Here is a 20,549-nt window from a genome sequence, read left to right on the forward strand (position 1 = left end):
GGCTTCAACGCCGGCGCCCTCCGCAATCCAGCAGCTTTTTCCTCGCCGCACAGCCTCAGCAGCGGCAACCCTTACTTGTTTTGCAACAGTGCGCAACGCGCGGAAACGCTCGTCCGCGGGTCAGGTCTGAAAATAGCGTCGTATCAGCTAAACCAGACTGATTGGCGGCTGGCCGGGCACGATCGGCCAGCCTGGACACACATCAAGGAGAGGAAGAAAAATGAGAAAAACCCTGTTGAGATGCACGAGCCTGACCAAGACGGCGTCGATGAGTTCGGTGGTGGCAGCAATTGCTCTGATGGCCGGCTGCTCGACAAGCGGCCAGATTGCCGGCGAGACCATGGAGCAGGCCACAGCGCCGCTCACGTGTACGAACAAGGCCGAATGCGACGCGTGGTGGGCGCGGGCGCAAGTTTGGGTAAGCAACCATTCCGAATACAAGCTGCAGACCGTCACGGATTCCATCATCCAGACCGACGGCCCATCCGGCGGCAAACGCGCGCTTGCATACCAGATCACCAAGACGCCGAGCAACGAAGGGACGGCAACGATCGGTTTCGCCGCCCATTGCGACAACATGCTCGGCTGCGAGCCGAACCCGTGGAAGGCTGGCGCGGACTTCAAGCAATTTGTGCGCGGCGGACCATCGCAGATGGGCACGCCGGGAGGTGCGACCGCCTCCGGCAATGCGTTGCCGCCGGTTTCTCCCGCCCCGCCAGCATCCCAGCCGATGCGGCAAAACCTGCCCGTCCAGCCGATGCCCCCTACGCTCGAGAATCAGCCGGGACAATCTGGCCAGATCCTGACGCCGCAGTAGGTTCCCATCCGTTATTAATTGCAGAGGGCCGCGTTCTCGTAAGGAGACGCGGCCTTCGCTTTTCCAATCTGCCAAGCGGCCGCAATCGACGAGAATGTGGCGGCTACCTACTAATTAGTGCATCGACAGGCCGCTACTATCGATTCGATAGCTAAAACCCTTGCATAGGCATTGTTTTAATTTGACGAGGGAATGAGCTGTATTTTGCCTGTTCGGGCGATCGCTGGAACGCCTCGGCCTCGCGATACAAGCTCGAATCGTCAAGCTGAAAGTAAGTCGAAGCTGCCTGCACCGCCCGCACCGCGTCTTCGTCGAAGGGCTCAAACCGGGGACAAACTGTTCCGTTCTTCCATGCAGTGTTCGCCCACGCCCCTCAGGCCCAAGATCGCGACTTAAAAACAACACCGTCAAAATTTGCTAAGGAATGCATCTTGAAAATCAATTGCATAGTCAATATTATTCTAAGCAACGAGTTACGCGCTAAGGCGCCACCCGAGACCATGTTCTGACCGACTGAAAGCATCGAACCTTTCGATGCGTAAATGGATTTACCCGATGAACCGCGCTACCCAAACCACCCGCCTCCTCGGCCGACGCTTCGGCCATTCGATAACTGCCGCCTTGCTGCATGTCCTGCCGCCGAATTTAAGCTCATGGAAGCTGGCGCTGTACGTGATCGTGTTCTTGCTGCCGGGCGGATCGTTTGTCGTATTGGGTGCCGCGTGGTTCGAAAACCGGCGCACGCGCAAGCCTGCCGATCCCGCGCCCGTCAAGACCCCGCTACTCTGCCGCCCGAAACACTGCGACGCCTGAGACCCTGGACGCCGCTGCTGGCGCGTCCGCTGCTGGCGCGTCATTGCGCAACTTCCGCAATGCCTGCGTGTTGCGTAACGACCCGTAACCGAATCCGCGCGGCGGGTAACACCCACATTCCTTTCAAACCGTTACCCTAACGCCTGCCCGACGCCCGCCCTACGCGCGCGTTCAGTTACCATTTCGGACCGGTTGCACGAAACGCTTCGCGCCGCATTGCGTCGGAGCACGCGCAACTTCCGACAGGAATCCAGAGCAGATGCCGTTCAACCGAATACCCGTCTTTCCTCGCAAGTCCGCTATCGTCCTCGCACTGGCACTGACCATGGCCGGTTGCGCCGTCGGTCCGAACTACAAACGCCCCGACACCGCCGTTCCCGCATCGTACAAAGAAGCGCCAGAGGGCTGGAAAGTTGCGCAGCCTTCGGACCGGGTGGATCGTGGAAACTGGTGGGCGATTTATAACGACCCCCAGCTGAATGACCTCGAAACGCGGCTGAACACGTCGAACCAAACTATCGCGCAATACGCGGCGGCTTACCGGCAGGCCCGGGCGCTGGTCTCGGAGGCGCGCGCCGCGTATTTCCCGACTTTGGGGTTATCGGCGACGGGCTCTCGGGCAGGTTCCTCCAGCCGCTCGAGCGGGTCGATTTCCACCGGTGGTTCGATCAACAATAACTACGATCTTTCCCTCGATGCATCGTGGGAACCGGATTTGTGGGGCACCGTCAGCCGCACGGTCGGCGCGCAGCGCGCCGGTGAACAAAGCGCAGCGGCCGATCTCGCCAACGCACGGCTCTCGGCGCAGGGCTCGCTCGCGCAAACCTACTTCCAGTTGCGTTCGCTGGACGCGCAGCAAAAGCTCCTCGACGACACCGTCGCCGCCTATCAGCGCACGCTGCAACTCACGCAGAACCAGTACGCACAAGGCACGGCCGCCCGCTCGGATGTGATCCAGGCGCAGACGCAGTTGCAATCGGCACAAGCGTCGGCAATCGATAACAGCGTCGCCCGCGCGCAATACGAGCACGCCATCGCCGTGCTGGTCGGCCAGCCGGCGTCGACGTTCTCCCTCGCCTCATCGCCGCTGGACGCCACACCGCCCGACGTGCCGCTGCAAGTGCCGTCTGCCATCCTCGAACGGCGGCCGGACATCGCGTCGGCCGAGCGCAAGGCGGCGCAAGCGAACGAACAGATCGGCGTGGCAATTGCGGCGTTTTTCCCCACGCTGACCCTGTCGGCAAGCGGCGGTTTCCAAAGCTCGATATTCTCGCAATTGCTGAGCGCGCCATCGCGCTTCTGGACGCTCGGGCCGGATCTCGCGGCGACCATTTTCGATGGCGGCTTGCGCGCCGCCCAGACCGAAGCGGCGCGCGCGTCGTATGACTCGGCCGTGGCGACGTATCGGCAAACCGTGCTGACCGCGTTCCAGGACGTCGAGGACAATCTGGCGTCGCAGAGAATTCTCGCGAACGAGATCGGGATCCAGCAGCAAGCGGTGGCGTCGGCGCAGCAAGCGCTGGCTATTGTGACCAATCAGTACAAGTCGGGCACGGTCGGGTTCATCAACGTGCTCACCGCGCAGACGACGGCGTTCACTGCGGAGCAGAAGCTGGCGAATATCGCCGGGGAACGGATGGTGTCGTCGGTAGGGTTGATCAAGGCGCTCGGTGGCGGCTGGGACACGGCGCAAATGGATCAGGAAACCGGCAGCGCAGCGGCGCCGGTTCCTGCGAGCGCGGCTGTGGTGAAAGGGTCGAACGCTGCGTTGACTCCCGCGCAGGATTCGTCGACGGTTGCGGCCACCAACGGCGGCACGGCCAAAGAGTAAGACTCGCCGGGGCAAGGATGCCCCGGGGCCCTTATCTCCGTACGAAGCACTGAACGCGGCAGCGAAGCGCCTGGCTTTATCGAGCGAAGGTGAGCTCGACGGAATCCGGTCCCGTATGCCTTCCCAGCAGATTCAACAATCCCGCCAGATTTTCGCGTGCATCCGGTGTGGCCGTCGCCACGCCGTTGAACGTGGTCGATGTCTTCGACACCGTCCCTTGTCCGCTTAGCAACAATGGCCCTTGCGACGTCGTCGTCAGGTTGATCGTCCCCGCCTGGCCTTCCGCCTGAAACACCACGCGATACGACCCCAGCGGCTTCACGCGCGACACGCTGGACGCCATGTCGTCGAGCGTCACGATCGCCTGCCCGTAGGTGTTGGGGCCAAGCATCCGCCATTCGGTCCAGTTCAGCCGCACATTGCCTTCCATGTTGAGCGTGTTGAACGGTGCGCCCAGGCCCGAGAGCAAGCTTGCCGGCACGGCAATCGCACCCGCTGAGACTGTTGAGCCGGAAAGACCGGCGTCGACGAAAACCGAGTCCGGCATGGAGTCCGTCTGGCGCATCTCCATGTGCACGCGGCCGGTGAACAAGGGCCAGAAGGCCGTGCGCCATTCGATCCGTCCCGGCAGCAACGTCGCGCCGTCGGCACCGCTCGCGCCGCCGCCAGTCGCCAGCATCAGCGTGGCCGAGCCCTTCCAGAGCGAGCCGGCCGGGTCGACGAGATTCACATGGCCGTCCGTCGATTTCGCGAATTGCGGCACGATCCAGGCGGCCGGCAACATGATGGCCAGCGTCACGACCATCGATATCCCCGCCATCACGATCCACGGCCAAGCCGCGAGGAGCCGCCGCATGCCGTAGTTCATTGCGCCTGGGCCGGTTGCAGCGAGGCCGTCAGATCCACCTGGCCGTCAGGTTTGAGCGCCGTGATATGCGCCTCGCTGACCTGCACCTTGAATTGCTTCCTGACGCTGTCGAGCCACACCGTCCATTCCGGGAACGACGCGTTCTTCAGCTGGATCTGCACGCCCGAGCCGACCACCTGGACCTGCGCGGGGGGCAAGTTGTTGTCGGCGAGAGACTTCTCCAGTGCGTCGCGCAACGCGCCGCCGGTTGGCGTGACGCCCTGCCCGCCGCCTGCCAGCGAGCGCGCCTCGTTGGCTTGTGCGGTCATCTGCGCGAGCTGAAGCTGCATGGTGGGCAGCGTGCTGCGAAGCCGCGCGCGCCCTTCATACGCGGGTGCCCACAGGACCAGATACACGATCGCAATAGCCACCACGAGACCACCCCACATCAGGATGGTTTTTTCGCGCTGGGTACGCGCGTTCCAGAATTCGCCCCAGGTGTCGATGATGACTTGTTTCATTGGGCGCTCCTGATGGTCCACTTGCCGGTATTGCTGTCGATACCACCGGCCAGCCCATTTGCCCCCAATCGTCTCTGCAAGCCAGGATCGACCTTGGTTTCCGGCTTGAAGGTCACCTCCAGGCGTCTGTCGTGGTAGTCCAGCCCCGCGATCCCATTCACCGGAATGGGCCCAAGCGCGCGGGCGAGGGCATCGGCTAGAGAGAGGAAATCAGACGGCGACAGTTGCCCCGACACCAGCCGCAAGCGGTCGAGCTGACGCGACATCTGGTCGGGGGCATCCAGCACGACAGTGGTTTTCGGAAACGTGTTGAGGAGCGTTTCGGTCATCTGCGCGTTGATCGCGTCGCGTTGCCGGGCGAGCTGCATCCACTGGATATTGATCCCGATCATCGATACCACCAGCGCCCCGGCCAGCAGCGCCACCGGCAGCTTCAGGCGCCGCATGGTCGCGCGGTCGAGCCGCCACGGCTGCGCGGCGAATTCGAACTGGCACAGGTCAAAGTGGTTCGCGAGCGCGTTGCGTGCGAGCGTTTCGAACGTCAGCGGCTCGGCGCCGGGAATCGCAGGCCGCGCCGACGCCAGGCGGGGCTCGGCGCCGGGAACGTCGCGCAGGGTGTACAGCGTCATCGGCTGGGCGCCCGCAAGTGCGTTGAGCGTGGACGTCACGGCATCGGCGGGAATGGCCAGGCCTTCGCCCAGCGCGGCGTGCTCGCCGCGCGCAATCGCGATCTCGACGCGCGCCGTAGCGCTCTCGGGCGGCCTGAGCGTATCGCCGCCGAGCAAAATCGGGGCGGTCGCCAGTACGTCGCCCAGGATGCCCGCGACGAACGGATTCGGGGTATCGGCGACGCTCTCATGCAGCGGCAGGCAGCGCATGGCGGGCACGGCCTTCACATTCCGATGCCCCGCGTTCGCAAACGCCTCGAGCACAAAGCGGAACCAGCCGCGATCGATGACCGCCAGCACCCGCCGGCCGCTCGCGAGCGCGACCGGATCGACGGCGATATGGCAGGTCTGCGGATCCTGGATCAGCTGATCCTCGACCACGTTGGGCAACGCCTGACGCAAGCGCGGCCCTTTCAGCGGCGGCATTTGCGCGGCGGTCAGCAGCAGGTCGCGCGCAGCGACAATCAGCACCGTCGCGCTCGCACGCGGCAGCAGCGAAAGCGCGGCGCGGCCGGCGCGCTGCGTGACGTCGCGCTTGTCGAGCAGCAAAAACGGCAACTCCGGCAAATTCCACTCTTCGGAGCGCACCGCCGGATCGCGCGGCGGCAGTAGGACGATCAATGTGCTCAAAGGCCGCTCTCTTGTTTTCTGTGTCGAAAGTTATTTACTGTACTGCGGGTACCACGACATCGTTCCGATGAAACCCGTCCAAACGCGTCAAAGCTGGTCGCGTACATAGACAATACGCGTGGTATGCGTCGCCGGATCGCGATACAGCAAAGTCGTCCGGTCCACTTCCGCCCGCTCATGCTGCACGCGGCCGTGGATCAGGAAATACTTCGTGGTCACGTCCATCTGGTTTGGATCGATTGCGTCCACTTTCACACCCGCGCCGGTCAGCGCGAGCTGCACGTTGCCCACATCGTGGAAAAACACGGTCTCGCGGCGCGCGACAAGCGTCTGCGCTTGCGAAAGCGACATGCCGGGCACGGTCGCGGCGATCACTTCCGCCGTCGCGGTATTCATGTTGACCGACGTCGTGGTCGGCAGCACCATCACGAACGGCCGCAGTTTCTCCACGGCTTCCGGCGAAAAACCGGGGACATCGAGCAACGATTCCACGTTGATCATCTGCAGCGGCGCGACCGGCGCGTTGCTGTCCGCATCGGCGAGACCGGGGTCGTCAGTGAAATTGCCACCGCCCGTTCCGCCGCCCTGCGCGATCGCGGCCTGCATGGCGCCGGGCGTGGTGTTCGCGGCGGCGGTGGTCGATTGCGTCTGGAACCGCGTCGCCGATTGCGCCAGTCCTGCGCGAAGCTGCAACGCGACGGTCTTGGCGAGCGACGCATCGAGCCCGAGCAGCGTCAGCAGCCGCTGGAACGACGCGATCTCCTGCACATTGATGATCAGCAAACCAGGCGTGGGCGTGGAGACCAGGTTGCGCAGGTTGAATTTGGCCTGTGCGTCTTCAATCGATCCCGACAGATACGTGGATGCGCCCTGCTGCGCCCGCACATCGCCAATCTGCCCGAGAAAGTCCGACAGCCGCGTTCTTGCGATGGGCACGCCCCACACGCCGCCTAGATACGTGACATTCGGCGAGGTATCGGCTTCGGAACGCAGGATCAGCCGCGTCCAGTCGAGCGCGCTGCGCGAGATCCATTGCGCCTGCGCGAGCAGCCGCTGGTTCTCGATGCGGCGGACCTGCACTTGCTGGCGCCACAACAAGCCCGACACGATGATCGCCGACAACGCCACGACCAGCAGCGCGCTGATGATCGCGACGCCGCGCTGTTGCCCATGCCTGGAAGGTCTCGATGACCTGAGCCGTCTCGCCTGAACCGATGAAGAACGCATAGTCATTCTCCGATCAAAAACACGCGCGTGATCGGGGACGCGAGATTGGGCGCGCCGAGCGCAATCTGGACGGCGGTCACCGCGCGGGGCAACGGCGCGTTGCCAAGCTGCGGCACTTTCAGGTTGTTGTCGTTTTCTGTGATTTGCGCGGCGACGTCGCCCATGCGCATCGTCCAGCCGGTCTTGGGCACGTAGGCGCGCGTGGCGAAGGTCGAAACGCCGCCCATCAGCGGGATCGCGGTCCAGCCATCGGAACTGTCCGGCGCCGATAAAGCCCTCCGCACGTCACCCACATTGCCGAGCAGCGGCGACGCGAAACGCACCACCCGGCCGCCGCCGACCAGCCGGTAGCGCACGACCTGCAAGCGCGGCGCCGCGCCTTGTGTATAGACACCGCGAACAATCTGCAGCGAATTCCCGCCGACAGCCACCGCCGCCTGGCCGGCTTCATCGTCGGTGGCGGCCTGGCGGGCATCGATGCGCATCTGGTCGAACAATTGCGCCATCACGCGTTCATCTTCCATCGCGTTCGTGATGGTCGTGCGGCCGCGCATGATCTGGTCGAGCCCACGCCACGACAGCACCGCGATCACCGCGAAGATCGCGATTGCGACCAACATCTCGATCAGCGTAAAGCCGCGAGCGCCTCGGACACCGCGAACGTCACGCCTAGAGCGAACGGCTGGTTTCATTCGCCACCACCATGACCATTTGCGCGAGATTACCGGCGATACCAGGCGACTCCACGATGACTTCCACGCGCCGGAAAATTGGATTCGGCGTCGTCGACACGCGTTCAGTGCAAACCAGCTTGAGATTGCCCTGCGAGCAATCAAACGTATGCGAACCGATGTCCGGCCACGTATGCGTGAGACGCAATTGCGCGAGTTCGTTATCGGCACTCCAGCCGGCCAGCAGCCGCCGGTGCAAATCGGCTTCGCCGGTCGCCATCGCGCCCACGGCCCGCAGCGACGCCGCCAGCGCCACTGCGATGATCGCCAGCGCGACGAGCACTTCGATCATGGTGAAGCCGCGCGTGCGGTTGAGTTTGAGGCCTTCACAACGGCTGGACGCGAGCGTTGGCATCAGCGCACCTGATAACGGCCGTTGCCGGTGCCGACAATGGTCACGCTGCCCGACGCCGAGACGAGCGTCACTTCCATTGCGGTATCGATAGCTTCAGTGCCGAACACTACCCGCCCCGCGGACTGATCCGTACCGACGTACTGGATCGTCACGCCGGTCACGCCGCCTTCCCAGCGGCGCGGGCGCAGCAGGTCGTCGCGCAACGGACGCCAGCCGTCTTCCGTGCGGATATCGAAGCGAAAACCGCCGTCGAGCGGCAGCCACGCGATAGGACGCGCCCGCACCTGCGCTTCGTCGCCGGCGGATTCGAACAGGAGCGCGAGACGCTGCGCTTCCTCGTTCAGATCCGTGCGCGGATTGCGCGTGAGTTTCACCGACGCCAGCGACACCAGCAATCCCGCGATCACCAGCACCACCAGCATTTCCAGCAGCGTAAAGCCGGCCTGCGGCCGCACCTTCGCGCGGCGCGGCGCCTCGGGTGCTGGACAGTCCGGCTTGTGCTGCATGTTCACGTCGATTGGCTTCTGTCAAAGGGGCAAGACGAGGCTAAAGGGCCTATTGCCACGAGCCTATGTCGGCGTCGTTGCCCTCGCCGCCCGGTTTGCTGTCCGCGCCGTAGCTGAATACGTCCACCTCGCCGTGCACGCCTGGATTCAGGTATTGATATTCCTTGCCCCACGGGTCCACTGGAACGCGATCCATATAACCGCCGCCTTTCCAGTTATTCGGGACCGGCTCGGTGGTCGGCTTCTCGACCAGTGCGCGCAGCCCCTGCTCCTGGGTCGGATAGCGGCCGTTATCGAGTCGATAGAGATTCAGCGACTGCATGATCGAGCCAATATCCGCCTTCGCCGCCACACGCCGCGCCTCGTCCGGGCGGCTCATGATCTTAGGCACGATCAACGCGGCGAGAATGCCGAGAATCGCGATCACGACCATGATTTCGATCAGCGTGAACCCGCGCTGGCGACGCGCGCCGGGTGTGCCCTGGCTACCTTGCACCGTCTGGAGTTCGTAGCGGCGCTTCATCCACATTTGCATGACTTGATCTTCCTTTCCAATTGATGTCGTTACAGCGCTCAGGCCCGACATGATGTTCGATGCCCCTCCGCCGCCCTTGACCGGACCATGGACCATTCATCGGAACAATCGACGGTCGTTGCGGGCAGGCAAGCATTCTATAGCTCTGGCCTGGGCAGATTTCACTTCGTAAGCGGCGCCCGTCAGATCCTGTTTGATCCTGAGCGGCTTCAGCGCACATAAATGGTCGGGCCGGGCGCGTTCGGCGGCAGGAATATTTCGGAGCGTTTGCCCTTTCTATCGATGATGATCGAGCGCGCCCGCACTTCCTTGATCGTCACGCCAGGCGTCAACGGGCCGCCGAGCGAGATCGCCTTCGCCGGTTCGCCGCCGTAGCTCACGATCGCCGCCGCGCCGTGTTGCAGCGAGAGAATCCCGAACAGGTGCACGTCCTGGTTCTCCTGGTGCTGCAGTTGCCCGCCGAACAACGTCGCCGCCTGTTCCACCGACGGCGCGCGCCCTGCCGCCGCCGCAGGCAACGGCGCGCTCTGGTTCGTCGTCAGCGTGATGACCCACCACGTCAGCGTCGCGCAAAAAATGGCGAACGCAATGAGCGATAGCAGGCGGGTCTGAAATGCATTCATGGGATGAGCTTCTTCACTGCACCAGATTATTCAATTCGATGATCGGCAGCATCACCGCCAGCACGATCACTAGCACAATGCCGCCCATCGCAAGGATCAGCAGCGGTTCCAGCAGGCTCGTGAGAAACATCGTGCGGCGTTCGAGTTCGCGCGATTCGCCTTCGGATGCACGGTCGAGCATGGTGGTGACGTCGCCGGTGGCTTCGCCCGAGCGGATCAGATGCACCAGCACGGGCGGAAACGTCCGGGTGTTGCCGAGCGCGCGCGACAGCGACGTGCCTTCGCGCACACGGATGATTGCGTCTTCAACATTCGCGCTCATCGCGCGGTTGCTCAGCGTTTCGCCCGCCGCTTGCAGCGCCCGCAGGATCGGCACCCCCGCCGCCGTCAGGATCGCGAGCGTGCTGGCAAAACGCACGGTGTTATAACCTCGCACGAGTTTGCCGAGCAGCGGCGCGGTGAGCAGCCAACGGTCGAACGCCATGCGCGGACCGGGCCGCGCGAGCAGGCTCTTGATGATCCAGCTCACCAGCGCCACGCCGATCAGCCCTGCCCACCACCAGTTCCGCACGAAGCCGGAAAGCGCCATCATCGCGATGGTGAGGAATGGCAGCGCCTGCTTCGTGCTGGCGAACACGTTCACCACTTGCGGCACCACGTAACTCAACAGGAACGTGACGATCCCGAACGCGATCAACGTGACGATCGCGGGATAGGTGAACGCGAGCACGATCTTCTGCTTCAGCGCATTGCGTTGCTCGATGTAATCCGCGAGCCGCGACAGCACCAGTCCAAGCTTGCCGGTATGTTCACCGGCGGCCACCAGCGCGCGATAGATCTCGGGGAAATCGCGCGGATGTTCCGCCAATGCATTCGCGAACGAATGGCCGCCAAGCACTTCACCACGAATGGCGGCCATCAACTCGCGAACGTAATCGCGCTCGGATTGCTCGGTCAGCACCGAAAGCGTTTCGCCGAGCGGCAGACCCGCTGTCAGCAGGCTGGCGATTTGCCGCGTGAGAATGGCCTGCTCGCGTTGCGACAAGCGTTTTCCCATCGATAACCGCTGCTTGCGCTCACCCCGCGTGCGCGTCGCCGCCGCTTCGACCACCAGCGGCGTCAGCCCCTGCGTCCTGAGTTGGCTGCGAGCGGCACGGGCGCTGTCGGCATCGAGTACGCCTTTCTGCGACTTGCCCGCCTGATCGATTGCTTCGAAACGAAACGCCGGCATGGATGTTTAATCTCCGCCCGTCACGCGCAGCACTTCTTCCAGCGACGTTGCGCCCGTCGCAAGCCACCGGTTTGCATCCTCGCGCAGTGTGCGCATTCCTTGCGCGCGGCCGGCCGTCAAAATTTCGGCATCCGATGCATTCCGGTGGATCAGCGCGCGGATGGGATCGTCGAGCAGCAGCAGTTCGTACACGCCGCGGCGTCCCGCATAACCCGAGTTGCCGCACTTGTCGCAGCCGACCGCGCGCCAATGAATGTGGCCGTCTTCCGAACTCTCCGCCTTGCACACCGGACACAACTGCCGCACCAGCCGCTGCGCCAGCACGCCAAGCAACGACGACGCAAGCAGATACGGCTCGACGCCCATGTCGGTAAGACGCGTGACAGCGGATGCAGCGTCGTTCGTGTGCAGCGTTGCCAGCACGAGGTGACCGGTCAACGATGCCTGCACCGCGATCTGCGCCGTTTCGAGATCGCGGATTTCGCCGATCATGATGATGTCCGGGTCCTGCCGCAGAATGGATCGCAACGCGCGCGCGAAGGTCATGCCAATGCGCTCGTTCACCTGCGTCTGACCGATCCCGCCCAGGTCGTATTCGATCGGATCTTCCACCGTCATGATGTTGGTGGTCGCAGTTTCGAGCCGCGACATCGCGGCATAGAGCGTGGTCGTCTTGCCGGAACCCGTCGGACCGGTGACCAGCACGATGCCGTGCGGGCGGCCGATCAGTTTGTCGAAGTGAACCAGCGTATCGCGCGCCATGCCCAGTGTTTCGAGATTCAGCCGCTGCGCATCTTTTTCCAGCAAACGCAGCACCGCGCGTTCGCCATGCCCGGTCGGCAGCGTGGACACACGCACGTCCACCGGCCTGCCGCCTACGCGCAGCGTGATGCGGCCATCCTGCGGCAACCGCTTTTCCGCGATATCCAGTTGCGCCATGATCTTGATACGCGAGATCAGCGCGCCATGCAGCGCCTTCTTCGGGCGCACGACGTCGCGCAAGGTGCCATCGACACGAAAGCGCACCACCGAAGACGTCTCGAACGGTTCGATATGAATATCCGATGCCTGTTCGCGCGCCGCCTGCGTCAGCAACGCGTTGATCATGCGGATGATCGGTGCATCGTCTTCCGATTCGAGCAAATCCTCTATTTCGGGAATGTCCTGCATCAGCCGCGACAGATCGACTTCGCCTTCCACTTCGCCCACGACCTGCGCCGCGCTGCCGTCATTGCGTGAGTAAGCCGAATTGATCGCAGCCGACAGTTCGGCCACCGGCAAACGCACGATGGAAAGCGCGCCGAAATTGCGAGCAACTTCGGCGAGTGCCGCGTCGCTGGTTTTATCGCTGATCCACACTTCGATGCTGTCCGCATGCTGGTGCGCCACCAGAATCTGACCGGTCCGTGCAAACGCGTACGGGATCAGCCGCGCCGCGAGCGGCGAGGGCGTGCTCGTGGCAACGTTGGCTACGGACGCGCTCAGCGTGCTCACGGCTTCGCTCCCGCGTTGCCGTTGAGCGGCACGCCCGGCGCCGAGTTATTCGGCACAGCGTAATTGTTCACGTTCGCGGGCTGGCCCTGGTATTGCCCCTGACCTTGCCCCTGGTACTGGCCCGGCGGCTGCGCCGTCTGGTACTGCTGCTGGCCTTGATACTGCCCTTGCTGATCCTGCATCTTCGGTGGCGGCGCCTGCGGCAACGTCGTGCTGCCGCCTTGCGCCGGCGAACGTGACATGTTGTTCAAGTCGAACAAATTCTGCGACGGGATACCGCCCTGGCTCGGGCCTATCGGCGCGGGCGGCAGGACCGGCACGTCCTTGTCCTTTTCGATGCGGTTATCGGAGGTGGAGTTGTACTGCTGCTGGCGCAGGTAATCGTAGCGATCGTTGGAGATCTGCGAGCTGGTCGCCTGATCGCGCACGATCACCGGGCGCAGGAACACCATCAGGTTGGTCTTCGTCCGAGTCTTCGCTTCGCTGCGGAACAACTGGCCTATCCACGGGATATCGCCGAGCAGCGGCACTTTGCTGTTGCTCGTCGAATACTGATCCTGCATCAAGCCGCCGAGCACGACGATTTCACCATCGTCCGCCAGGATGGTCGACTGGATCGAGCGCGTGTTGATCGTCACGCCGCCGGGATTGTTGGTCGTGGTGGTATCGACGCTTGAATCTTCCTGATAGAGCTGAAGCTTCAGGATGCCGCCCGTCGTGATCTGCGGTTTCACATGCAGCGTCACACCCACGTCGCGCCGGTCGAACGTATTGAATGCGGAGACCGACGTGCCCGTATTGGCAGTCGGCGTGGCGTAGGAGCCCGTCACCACCGGCACGTTCTGGCCGACCACGATCTTCGCTTCCTCGTTATCCAGCGTGATGAGGTTAGGCGTCGACAGAATGTTCGCATCCGACGACGTCGACAGCGCCTGGAGCAAACCGCCCAGGCCGAAGAAGTTGCCGAACCTGTGCAGCAGGCCGATGTTCAGGCCCTGCGCGAGGATGTTCGACTGGCCCGCAAGCGTCGACGGATTGCTCGCGACCGCGGCGCCGGCTGCCGTCAAATCAACGATGCTCGATGTACCCGTGCCCAGGTTCGAGCCGCCGTAAATGCCGTTGTTGCCACTTTGCGAAAGCAACGCGCCTTGCCACTGAATGCCGAGATTCGCGCCTGTTGTCGCGGAAAGCTCCACGATCAGCGCTTCGATGTAGACCTGCGCGCGGCGGGCGTCGAGCTGGTCGATCACCGCGCGCAAGTTGCGATACACCGGGTCAGACGCGGTAATGATCAACGAGTTGGTGGCCGTGTCGGCCTGGATCATGCCGTTGCCGGGCTGATCGTTGGAACCGCTGCTGTCGTTGTTGTTGCTGAAGCTGGAGTCCTTGCTCTGGCCGCCGCCGCCCATCGGATTGCTGCCCGACGACGAACTGCTGCTGCCAAGTCCGCCCGGCAGTGGCGGCAAGCCGCTGCTGCCGGTGGACGAGCCGGAAGCACCGCCCTGGCCAAACGAACCCGAACCGCTCGACGACCCCGATCCCGACGATGACGACGACGACGAACTATCGCCACCACCCTTGCCCATCATCGCGCGCAGGGTTTTGGCGAGGCGCGAGGCGTCGGCGTTGCGCAGCGAGACCACATGCATGTTGCCGGGCTGCGTGGTGGCCGCATCGAGCTTGTGTGCAAGCTGCTTCGCCGCCGTGAGACGTGCGCCGCTGGACGCGCGCAGCATCAGCGAGTTGGTGCGCGGATCGGCGGTGACGGTGACTTTCAGCGTGGCGTCGGTGCTGCCGATTGAACCCGGATCGAGCAGCTTGTTGAGCTGCTCGGCAACGTCGAGCGCGTTCGCGTTCTTCAGCGGCACCACGTCGACCTGCCGGCCCGCCGCTGTGTCGATGCCCGCGATGATGCTCGCAATGCGCCGCACGTTGTCGGCATAGTCGGTGACGACCAGCGTGTTGTTCGCTGGGTAGGCGGCGATCGTGTTGTTCGGCGAGATCAGCGGACGCAGGACCGGCAACACGTTGTTGGCCGATTCGTTGTGCAGCTCGAACACCTGGGTGATGACCTGATCGCCTCTCGCGGTGGGCGCATTGCCGACGTAGGTCGGCACGCCCTGAAGCTTGGCGTCGGCTTCGGGCACGACTTTGAGCACACCGTGATCTTGCACGAGTGCGAAGCCCTGCATTCTCAATGCCGACTGCAGCGTTTTCAAAGCCTGATCCTCTGGCACCGGATTTTCCGATACAAGATTCAATTGCCCTTTGACACGCGGGTCGACGATGATCGTCTTTCCAGTCGCGGCACCGATCGCTTTCGCAACCTGATCGATATCCGCATTGACGAAATTCAGTGTCACCTGTGCGTGCGCAATTTGCGTGGTGACAAGACCGGCCACCAGCAAAGCCGTCGCGGCGCGACGCAATGCCATACGTTTTCTTCTCATGGAGTGTGATGTCTAGACCTGCTGATCACGTCGTAGCAAGCCGGTCGTGTTGCGTGTCTCTTGACGCTTTCAACACCACGAAGGCTTAAAACAGACGTTTCCAGGGCCGATGCCCGGGCAATGCCATATCCCAAAAACGTGAACCATAGCAGCTTTTCGTGTCAGGTTTGTCACAAAAGTACTAATCCTTGGCCGACGATCCTCAAATACTAAAGCGCCAGAAGTCTCAAAAAAATCTTCTGATAAAACGATATTCGCATTGACCCTTACTCACCCCTTTCTATATAAGGGAAAGGTTGAAATTGTCATATTTGTTCGCCTTCGCCCGTGCAGTAGAGCCATCCTGATTTTATAAGCCTATAAAGGCAAACACGTCCGGTTAGCTCAACTTTCGAAATCCTTTCAGATTAATTGGCGTCACATGCCTTGGCTATGTCGGATGGTCGAATTTAAAACGCCATAGTCTGCCGGTATGATACGAGCGCTTCGGTGCGCTGGATGCGCAAAGTGCGGGTGGGTTTTCCCGTGTTTACAGAGTCTTACCTAGTTTTACCGGGTGTTACCCGGTTTTGCCGAAAGTCGTGCCTTCACCCAGCGGTCCGCGGGTGCAAGACGCACCGTCGATCAGGTGGTACCCAACATGATGAAAATGTTTTTGCGACTCTTTGTGATCGGATTCGGCGCCTCACTGGCAGCCGCGCCGGCGCACGCCGACTGCTTCGACGAAGCCGCCAAGTATCAGAAGGTCAACCCGCTCATCCTGCGAGCGATCGCCTGGCAGGAGTCGCACAACCAGCCGGACGCAATGAACAAAAACGCGAACGGTTCCATCGACTATGGTCTGATGCAGATCAATTCGGTGCACCTGACGCAGCTCGCACAGTACGGAATCTCGACCACCACACTGATGCAGCCGTGCAAGTCGGTCTATATCGCCGCGTGGCATTTGCGCCAGAAGATGAACAAGTATGGCAACACGTGGCAGGCGGTCGGCGCTTACCATTCGGAAACGCCGTCGCTGCGTGATCAGTACTCAAGGCAGATCATCAACATCCTGGGTAAGTGGAAGCTGCTGACGGCATCGCGCTGATTCAGGTTCCGGTCGCTTTGTTTCATCCTGCTTCTTCTGTTTTTCATCGCATGGCGCGGCGTTCCAGCCGCGTTTGATGCACAATTCCGCGTTCCAGCTCGCCACTATCAGAGGCGGGTTTTCTTGAAAGCGCCACCGTTTTTAGCGGCCGCTCGCGCGACTTCGCGCCCTCTTTCGATGCCAAACCCGATGAATCAGCCCCTGCCCGTTACCGTGCTTGCCGGTTTGCCAGGCGTCGGCAAAACCACGCTGCTCGACCATTTGCTCGCCCATCATGCCGGCACGTCCATCGCGGTTGTTCGCGGCAGGATCGACGATCTGTCGAGTGAAATCAGCAGCGCTGCTGCTGCAGGTCGCTTCGACGCGATCGTGGTGGAAGCGTCCGGTACCGACGACCCGCAGCTGATCGCCGAAAGCCTCGTCTTCGATAACGACATCGCTCACCTCGACACGATCGTGACCGTCGTCGATGCGCAAAGCTTTTCGCGCGATTACGCGTCGACGGATTCGCTGAGCGAGCGCGGGATGGCAAGCCAGGACCACGATGGCCACGACGACCGCACGGTCGTGGAAGCGCTGATCGCGCAGATCGAGTTCTGCGATGTGATCGTGATCAACAAGACAGATCTCGTCGATACCGACGCGCTCGCCAAACTCCGGCGCATCCTGCATGCGCTCAATCCGCGCGCCGAGCTGATCGATGCCCGTCAAGGCGCGGTGCCGGCAAGCGAGTTGGTGAACACGGACCGCTTCGACTTCGACGCGACCTCGAGCGCACCCGGCTGGCTGGCGATGTTGAACGCCGATCCGGATTCGGCATCGGATTTGGCGGCCGACGACCTGGGCGTTGGTGGCTTTGTTTATCGGGCGCGCCGGCCGTTTCATCCCGAGCGGCTGTGGGCGCTGGTGCATCAGGAATGGCCGGATGTGTTGCGTTGCAAGGGCTTTTTCTGGCTGGCGACTCGCAGCGATATTGGCGGCTCGTTGTCGCAAGCCGGTGGCGCGCTACGGCATGGTCCCGCGGGCATGTGGTGGGCCGCGCAAGAGCGCAGCGAATGGCCGACGGGCGATGCGGAGTTGGAAGCTGAAATTGCCGCGGACTGGTACGGCGATGCCGACGATACGACCATCGGCGACCGGCGGCAAGAACTGGCGTTGATTGGAACCGGCCTGGACGAATCGCATTGGCGCGCGGCTTTCGACGCCTGTCTTGTCACCGATAATGAATGGACTCAAGCGTCGGAGGGATTGTTGACCGATCCGTTCCCGTCGTGGGAGATGGATGAAGATGACCACGACCACGATCATCATGACCATGGCGATGACTGCGATTGCGGTGCCCCCGGACACGGCCATTAGGTTGTCACAGGCGCTCAAGCGAATAACGCCGGCCCATAACGAAAAAAACCCGCCAGAGGCGGGTTCTCTACTGACAATCGGCTACAACTTACCGCTTGTTCACTGCGTCCTTGAATGCCTTGCCAGCCGTGAACTTGACGGTCTTGGCGGCCGGAATCTTAATGGATTCGCCGGTCTTCGGGTTACGGCCGGTGCGCGCTGCGCGCTTGCCCGAACCGAAGCTTCCGAAGCCAATCAACTGCACGGCGTCACCCTTCGAGACGGCCTTCTTGACCACTTCGAGCAACGTGTCCAGCGTTTCGCCGGTTTGAGCCTTGCTGGCGCCGGTCTGAGCGGCCACGGCGTCGATCAGTTCCTGTTTATTCATTAAGGTTCCTTTATCAGTTTAGGTTGACACGAACAGCGCGAACGCGCCGATTATACGTGCGCGGGCCTTGCAGTCGAGTACTGGCGCGGGTCCAGCCCCCTGGCCCACTATTCCGGCAAACCCTCACACCCCGGTCGCCGGGCCTCCTCCTTACTCGGCGGTTGTTATCATAACGCAGCGCAAACCCAAGCGGGACAAGGGTTTCGAAGATTTACGCATGATCGGACGCAAACGGAAACGCTTTCCATCGTCCTTTTGTTGCAAGCAATCCTTTCGTACTGTCCAATTTACCCTCCGTTGGTTTTTGCCAACGATTGGTGGATGATCCGGCGGATCACGCGCTAAGCCTTGCCCCTATTAGCTTGACGGGAATGCAGCGCGACCTCGGAAATGCACGGTGAAGGTCATATCATCAGTTTGCTTTCAAACCTTTCGTATGACCCATTCCTTTTTCTGCGCAAACGTGCTTGGCGATTGCGCGCGCTGGGCCCGGCGGCGAAATTTCACGGTTCTACAAGCGGAATTCGACGCCGGGCGGCTGTTTATCGAGACATGGGCCGCTTGGCGCGCAGATCCGCAACGCTGTGAGCGCCTGCACTTCGTGGCGGTCGGTCCGCTGACATCGATGGATCTTCCCGGCGTACTCGCTGAGCAGCCCACGCTCTCCCAATTACTGATCGATGCGTGGCCGATGCCGGTGACCGGGCTGCACAGGCTCGAGTTTGAAAATGGGCGCGTGGTGCTGACGCTGGCCATCGGCGAGTTGCAGAGCCTGCTATCGAAAATCTGGCTGCGTGCCGATGCCTTTTATCTGCGGCTATTGCAGGTCGACGCGCAGCTGGCGTATATCGCCAAATCGCTGGCCCGCGTCGCCGGGGATCAGGCGACGTTATGCGCCGAAGCGCATCCCCTCCTTCCTCGAGCGCTCAAAGACGCAGGCTTTATCTGCGATGAAACCCCGGACGGCGCTTATGTGAAAGCCCGTTTCGCCCCACGCTGGCGTGTACGGCGTCACGAACCACCGCTTGCGTTCGCAATTGAGAACCTCACGCCGCCAACAAAGTTTTCGAAGGACGCGGTATCGGCTTCCTCACCTCGAATGCTGCGCCATGCAATCGTCATCGGGGCTGGCCTTGCCGGCTGCGCGATCACCGAGCGCCTTGCATCGCGGGGGTGGCAAGTCAGCCTGATCGAACGCCACGAGGATCTCGCCCGCGATGCGTCGGGTAATCCCGCCGGCGTCTTCCACCCGATCGTCTGGCGTGACGACAGCATCGCTGCCCGCCTGACACGCGCCGGATTTCTCTACGCGCTGCACCGTTGGTCCGAGCTCGAACGCGCCGGTCATACCCTGAAGCGCAGCCACGAGGGATTGCTGCAAATCGCGGATTCCGCCGACGATGCGCGCGCAATTGCGTCCGCGATCAAGCGCTTCGGCTTGCCGCCGTCCTATGTAATACCCGTCGATGAAGACGAAGCCACCCGTCTCGCCGGCCAGCCTGTCGCACGTCCCGGATGGTTTTTCCCTCACGGCGGCTGGATTTCTCCAGCCGCGATATGCGCCGCGCAATGCAAGGCTGCGGGAGATTTGCTGACCACCCGTTTTGGCACGGAAGTCGCGCGGATCGATCGGGAAAACGGCACATGGACGGCCTTTGACACCACCGGCCGCGCCCTCGCTCAAGCCCCCGTCGTGATCCTTGCCAACGCCGGCGATGCGCAACGCCTCGCCGGGCTCCACGGCCATCCAACGCGCGGCGTGCGCGGCCAGCTAACGATATTGGACTCGAGTCCACTCGATGGTCTGCGCGTACCCATTGTCGGCGATGGCTATGCCGTGCCTCTCGGTGCTCATTGCACGTTGACGGGTGCAACCTACGATATTGATGACATCAATACGCAGATCCAGTCCGCCGGTCATACCGAAAATCTTGAACGTGTCGCGATGATGTTGCCCGACCTCGCCGGGTTCGAGCCAACGCCAGAAACGCTGGAAGGGCGCGTAGCTTTCCGGTCGGTAACGAGCGACCGCATGCCGATGATCGGCGCGCTCGCTGACGAAACCGCCGCACGTGCCGATGCCCCCCGTCTTTCCGGCGCATGGCCGCTCGATTTGCCGCGCATGCCCGGCTTGTACGGCGCGTTCGCATTCGGTTCGCGCGGGCTGGTGTGGTCGACACTGGGCGCCGAGTTGATCGCGGCGCAAATCGAAGGGGAACCATGGCCGGTCGAACGTGAGCTGGCTGAAGCCATCGACCCCGCGCGCTTCCTTTTGCGGGCATTACGACAAGGCGAATTTGGCTAAAAAAGTCTGTCAGCGATCTATCCACCGCAGCCTGTGGATAACCCGTCGGATTTCGCGCAAATGACCTGTGTACTCGCTGTGGGCGTAAACGGGACAACTTGCTCACGCCGCGAATCCGTCCGAAGTTGTTCCGGGTTCGCCCTCCGGCG

19 protein-coding genes are annotated in these 20,549 nt (G+C 62.3%); 6 read left to right on the plus strand and 13 right to left on the minus strand.

What is annotated here, in order from left to right:
* Positions 1–268: 268 nt before the first annotated feature.
* From BSU04_RS22050 to BSU04_RS22060, 3 genes are all read left to right on the plus strand, one after another.
* The gene (locus tag BSU04_RS22050; protein ID WP_089162626.1) at positions 269–817 is read left to right on the plus strand and encodes a hypothetical protein; all 549 of its coding nucleotides are present in this window, start codon (positions 269–271) and stop codon (positions 815–817) included.
* A 555-nt stretch (positions 818–1,372) separates the two neighbouring features.
* Complete coding sequence (locus tag BSU04_RS22055) at positions 1,373–1,630, plus strand: hypothetical protein (RefSeq protein ID WP_089162627.1); 258 nt, start codon at positions 1,373–1,375, stop codon at positions 1,628–1,630.
* Positions 1,631–1,889: 259 nt separating this feature from the next.
* Positions 1,890–3,461: an efflux transporter outer membrane subunit gene (locus BSU04_RS22060; protein WP_089162605.1), complete on the plus strand. Its 1,572-nt coding sequence runs from the start codon at positions 1,890–1,892 to the stop codon at positions 3,459–3,461.
* Positions 3,462–3,537: 76 nt separating this feature from the next.
* On the opposite strand, the gene BSU04_RS22065 is transcribed toward BSU04_RS22060, so the two are convergent.
* The 12 genes from BSU04_RS22065 to gspD form a co-directional block, all read right to left on the minus strand.
* Entirely contained in the window at positions 3,538–4,329 is a 792-nt protein-coding gene (locus tag BSU04_RS22065) for a type II secretion system protein N (protein WP_089162606.1), read from the minus strand.
* Positions 4,326–4,829: a type II secretion system protein GspM gene (gene gspM, locus BSU04_RS22070; RefSeq protein WP_089162607.1), complete on the minus strand. Its 504-nt coding sequence runs from the start codon at positions 4,827–4,829 to the stop codon at positions 4,326–4,328. The genes BSU04_RS22065 and gspM overlap by 4 nt, the downstream gene beginning before the upstream one ends.
* On the minus strand, positions 4,826–6,127 hold the full coding sequence (gspL, locus tag BSU04_RS22075) for a type II secretion system protein GspL (RefSeq protein WP_089162608.1): 1,302 nt from the start codon (positions 6,125–6,127) through the stop codon (positions 4,826–4,828). Before gspL ends, gspM begins: the two co-directional genes overlap by 4 nt.
* Positions 6,128–6,214: 87 nt before the next feature.
* Positions 6,215–7,354 (minus strand): type II secretion system minor pseudopilin GspK, encoded by a 1,140-nt coding sequence (gene gspK, locus BSU04_RS22080; RefSeq protein ID WP_089162609.1) that lies wholly within the window; start codon positions 7,352–7,354, stop codon positions 6,215–6,217.
* Between the two features lie 2 nt (positions 7,355–7,356).
* Positions 7,357–8,046: a PulJ/GspJ family protein gene (locus BSU04_RS22085; protein WP_089162610.1), complete on the minus strand. Its 690-nt coding sequence runs from the start codon at positions 8,044–8,046 to the stop codon at positions 7,357–7,359.
* On the minus strand, positions 8,024–8,440 hold the full coding sequence (gene gspI, locus BSU04_RS22090) for a type II secretion system minor pseudopilin GspI (RefSeq protein WP_089162611.1): 417 nt from the start codon (positions 8,438–8,440) through the stop codon (positions 8,024–8,026). Before gspI ends, BSU04_RS22085 begins: the two co-directional genes overlap by 23 nt.
* Positions 8,440–8,946 (minus strand): GspH/FimT family pseudopilin, encoded by a 507-nt coding sequence (locus BSU04_RS22095; protein ID WP_089162612.1) that lies wholly within the window; start codon positions 8,944–8,946, stop codon positions 8,440–8,442. The genes gspI and BSU04_RS22095 overlap by 1 nt, the downstream gene beginning before the upstream one ends.
* Positions 8,947–8,995: 49 nt before the next feature.
* Positions 8,996–9,481, minus strand: a complete 486-nt coding sequence (gene gspG / locus BSU04_RS22100) for a type II secretion system major pseudopilin GspG (RefSeq protein WP_089162628.1) — start codon at positions 9,479–9,481, stop codon at positions 8,996–8,998.
* Positions 9,482–9,690: 209 nt separating this feature from the next.
* Entirely contained in the window at positions 9,691–10,104 is a 414-nt protein-coding gene (locus BSU04_RS22105; protein ID WP_089162613.1) for a type II secretion system protein N, read from the minus strand.
* A gap of 13 nt (positions 10,105–10,117) precedes the next feature.
* Positions 10,118–11,335 (minus strand): type II secretion system inner membrane protein GspF, encoded by a 1,218-nt coding sequence (gene gspF, locus BSU04_RS22110; protein ID WP_089162614.1) that lies wholly within the window; start codon positions 11,333–11,335, stop codon positions 10,118–10,120.
* Positions 11,336–11,341: 6 nt separating this feature from the next.
* Complete coding sequence (gspE, locus tag BSU04_RS22115) at positions 11,342–12,829, minus strand: type II secretion system ATPase GspE (protein WP_089162615.1); 1,488 nt, start codon at positions 12,827–12,829, stop codon at positions 11,342–11,344.
* Complete coding sequence (gene gspD / locus BSU04_RS22120; protein WP_089162616.1) at positions 12,826–15,264, minus strand: type II secretion system secretin GspD; 2,439 nt, start codon at positions 15,262–15,264, stop codon at positions 12,826–12,828. The genes gspE and gspD overlap by 4 nt, the downstream gene beginning before the upstream one ends.
* Positions 15,265–15,922: 658 nt before the next feature.
* Between gspD and BSU04_RS22125 the strand changes: the two genes are divergently transcribed.
* Both BSU04_RS22125 and BSU04_RS22130 read left to right on the plus strand, forming a co-directional pair.
* On the plus strand, positions 15,923–16,369 hold the full coding sequence (locus tag BSU04_RS22125; RefSeq protein WP_373452852.1) for a lytic transglycosylase domain-containing protein: 447 nt from the start codon (positions 15,923–15,925) through the stop codon (positions 16,367–16,369).
* A gap of 189 nt (positions 16,370–16,558) precedes the next feature.
* The gene (locus tag BSU04_RS22130) at positions 16,559–17,728 is read left to right on the plus strand and encodes a GTP-binding protein (protein WP_089162618.1); all 1,170 of its coding nucleotides are present in this window, start codon (positions 16,559–16,561) and stop codon (positions 17,726–17,728) included.
* Between the two features lie 88 nt (positions 17,729–17,816).
* Here BSU04_RS22130 and BSU04_RS22135 read toward each other — a convergent pair whose 3' ends face one another.
* A complete protein-coding gene (locus BSU04_RS22135) occupies positions 17,817–18,095 on the minus strand; it encodes an HU family DNA-binding protein (RefSeq protein ID WP_031364544.1) in 279 nt (92 codons plus the stop codon).
* Positions 18,096–18,531: 436 nt separating this feature from the next.
* On the opposite strand from BSU04_RS22135, the gene mnmC reads away from it, so the two are divergent.
* Complete coding sequence (gene mnmC, locus BSU04_RS22140; protein ID WP_089162619.1) at positions 18,532–20,400, plus strand: bifunctional tRNA (5-methylaminomethyl-2-thiouridine)(34)-methyltransferase MnmD/FAD-dependent 5-carboxymethylaminomethyl-2-thiouridine(34) oxidoreductase MnmC; 1,869 nt, start codon at positions 18,532–18,534, stop codon at positions 20,398–20,400.
* The last annotated feature ends 149 nt before the right edge of the window (positions 20,401–20,549 follow it).

The sequence above is a fragment of the Caballeronia sordidicola genome, from assembly GCF_002220365.1.
Taxonomy (GTDB): Bacteria; Pseudomonadota; Gammaproteobacteria; order Burkholderiales; family Burkholderiaceae; genus Caballeronia; species Caballeronia sordidicola_C.

Bases quoted from the DNA above. Each gene is read 5' to 3' on its own strand.
- gspI (WP_089162611.1), bottom strand. From the start codon at position 8,440: ATGCCAACGCTCGCGTCCAGCCGTTGTGAAGGCCTCAAACTCAACCGC.
- BSU04_RS22125 (WP_373452852.1), top strand. From the start codon at position 15,923: ATGAAAATGTTTTTGCGACTCTTTGTGATCGGATTCGGCGCCTCACTG.
- gspD (WP_089162616.1), bottom strand. From the start codon at position 15,264: ATGGCATTGCGTCGCGCCGCGACGGCTTTGCTGGTGGCCGGTCTTGTC.
- BSU04_RS22135 (WP_031364544.1), bottom strand. From the start codon at position 18,095: ATGAATAAACAGGAACTGATCGACGCCGTGGCCGCTCAGACCGGCGCC.
- BSU04_RS22130 (WP_089162618.1), top strand. From the start codon at position 16,559: ATGAATCAGCCCCTGCCCGTTACCGTGCTTGCCGGTTTGCCAGGCGTC.
- BSU04_RS22055 (WP_089162627.1), top strand. From the start codon at position 1,373: ATGAACCGCGCTACCCAAACCACCCGCCTCCTCGGCCGACGCTTCGGC.
- BSU04_RS22095 (WP_089162612.1), bottom strand. From the start codon at position 8,946: ATGCAGCACAAGCCGGACTGTCCAGCACCCGAGGCGCCGCGCCGCGCG.
- mnmC (WP_089162619.1), top strand. From the start codon at position 18,532: ATGACCCATTCCTTTTTCTGCGCAAACGTGCTTGGCGATTGCGCGCGC.
- BSU04_RS22065 (WP_089162606.1), bottom strand. From the start codon at position 4,329: ATGAACTACGGCATGCGGCGGCTCCTCGCGGCTTGGCCGTGGATCGTG.
- gspF (WP_089162614.1), bottom strand. From the start codon at position 11,335: ATGCCGGCGTTTCGTTTCGAAGCAATCGATCAGGCGGGCAAGTCGCAG.
- BSU04_RS22050 (WP_089162626.1), top strand. From the start codon at position 269: ATGAGTTCGGTGGTGGCAGCAATTGCTCTGATGGCCGGCTGCTCGACA.
- BSU04_RS22060 (WP_089162605.1), top strand. From the start codon at position 1,890: ATGCCGTTCAACCGAATACCCGTCTTTCCTCGCAAGTCCGCTATCGTC.
- BSU04_RS22085 (WP_089162610.1), bottom strand. From the start codon at position 8,046: ATGAAACCAGCCGTTCGCTCTAGGCGTGACGTTCGCGGTGTCCGAGGC.
- BSU04_RS22105 (WP_089162613.1), bottom strand. From the start codon at position 10,104: ATGAATGCATTTCAGACCCGCCTGCTATCGCTCATTGCGTTCGCCATT.
- gspG (WP_089162628.1), bottom strand. From the start codon at position 9,481: ATGCAAATGTGGATGAAGCGCCGCTACGAACTCCAGACGGTGCAAGGT.
- gspK (WP_089162609.1), bottom strand. From the start codon at position 7,354: ATGCGTTCTTCATCGGTTCAGGCGAGACGGCTCAGGTCATCGAGACCT.
- gspM (WP_089162607.1), bottom strand. From the start codon at position 4,829: ATGAAACAAGTCATCATCGACACCTGGGGCGAATTCTGGAACGCGCGT.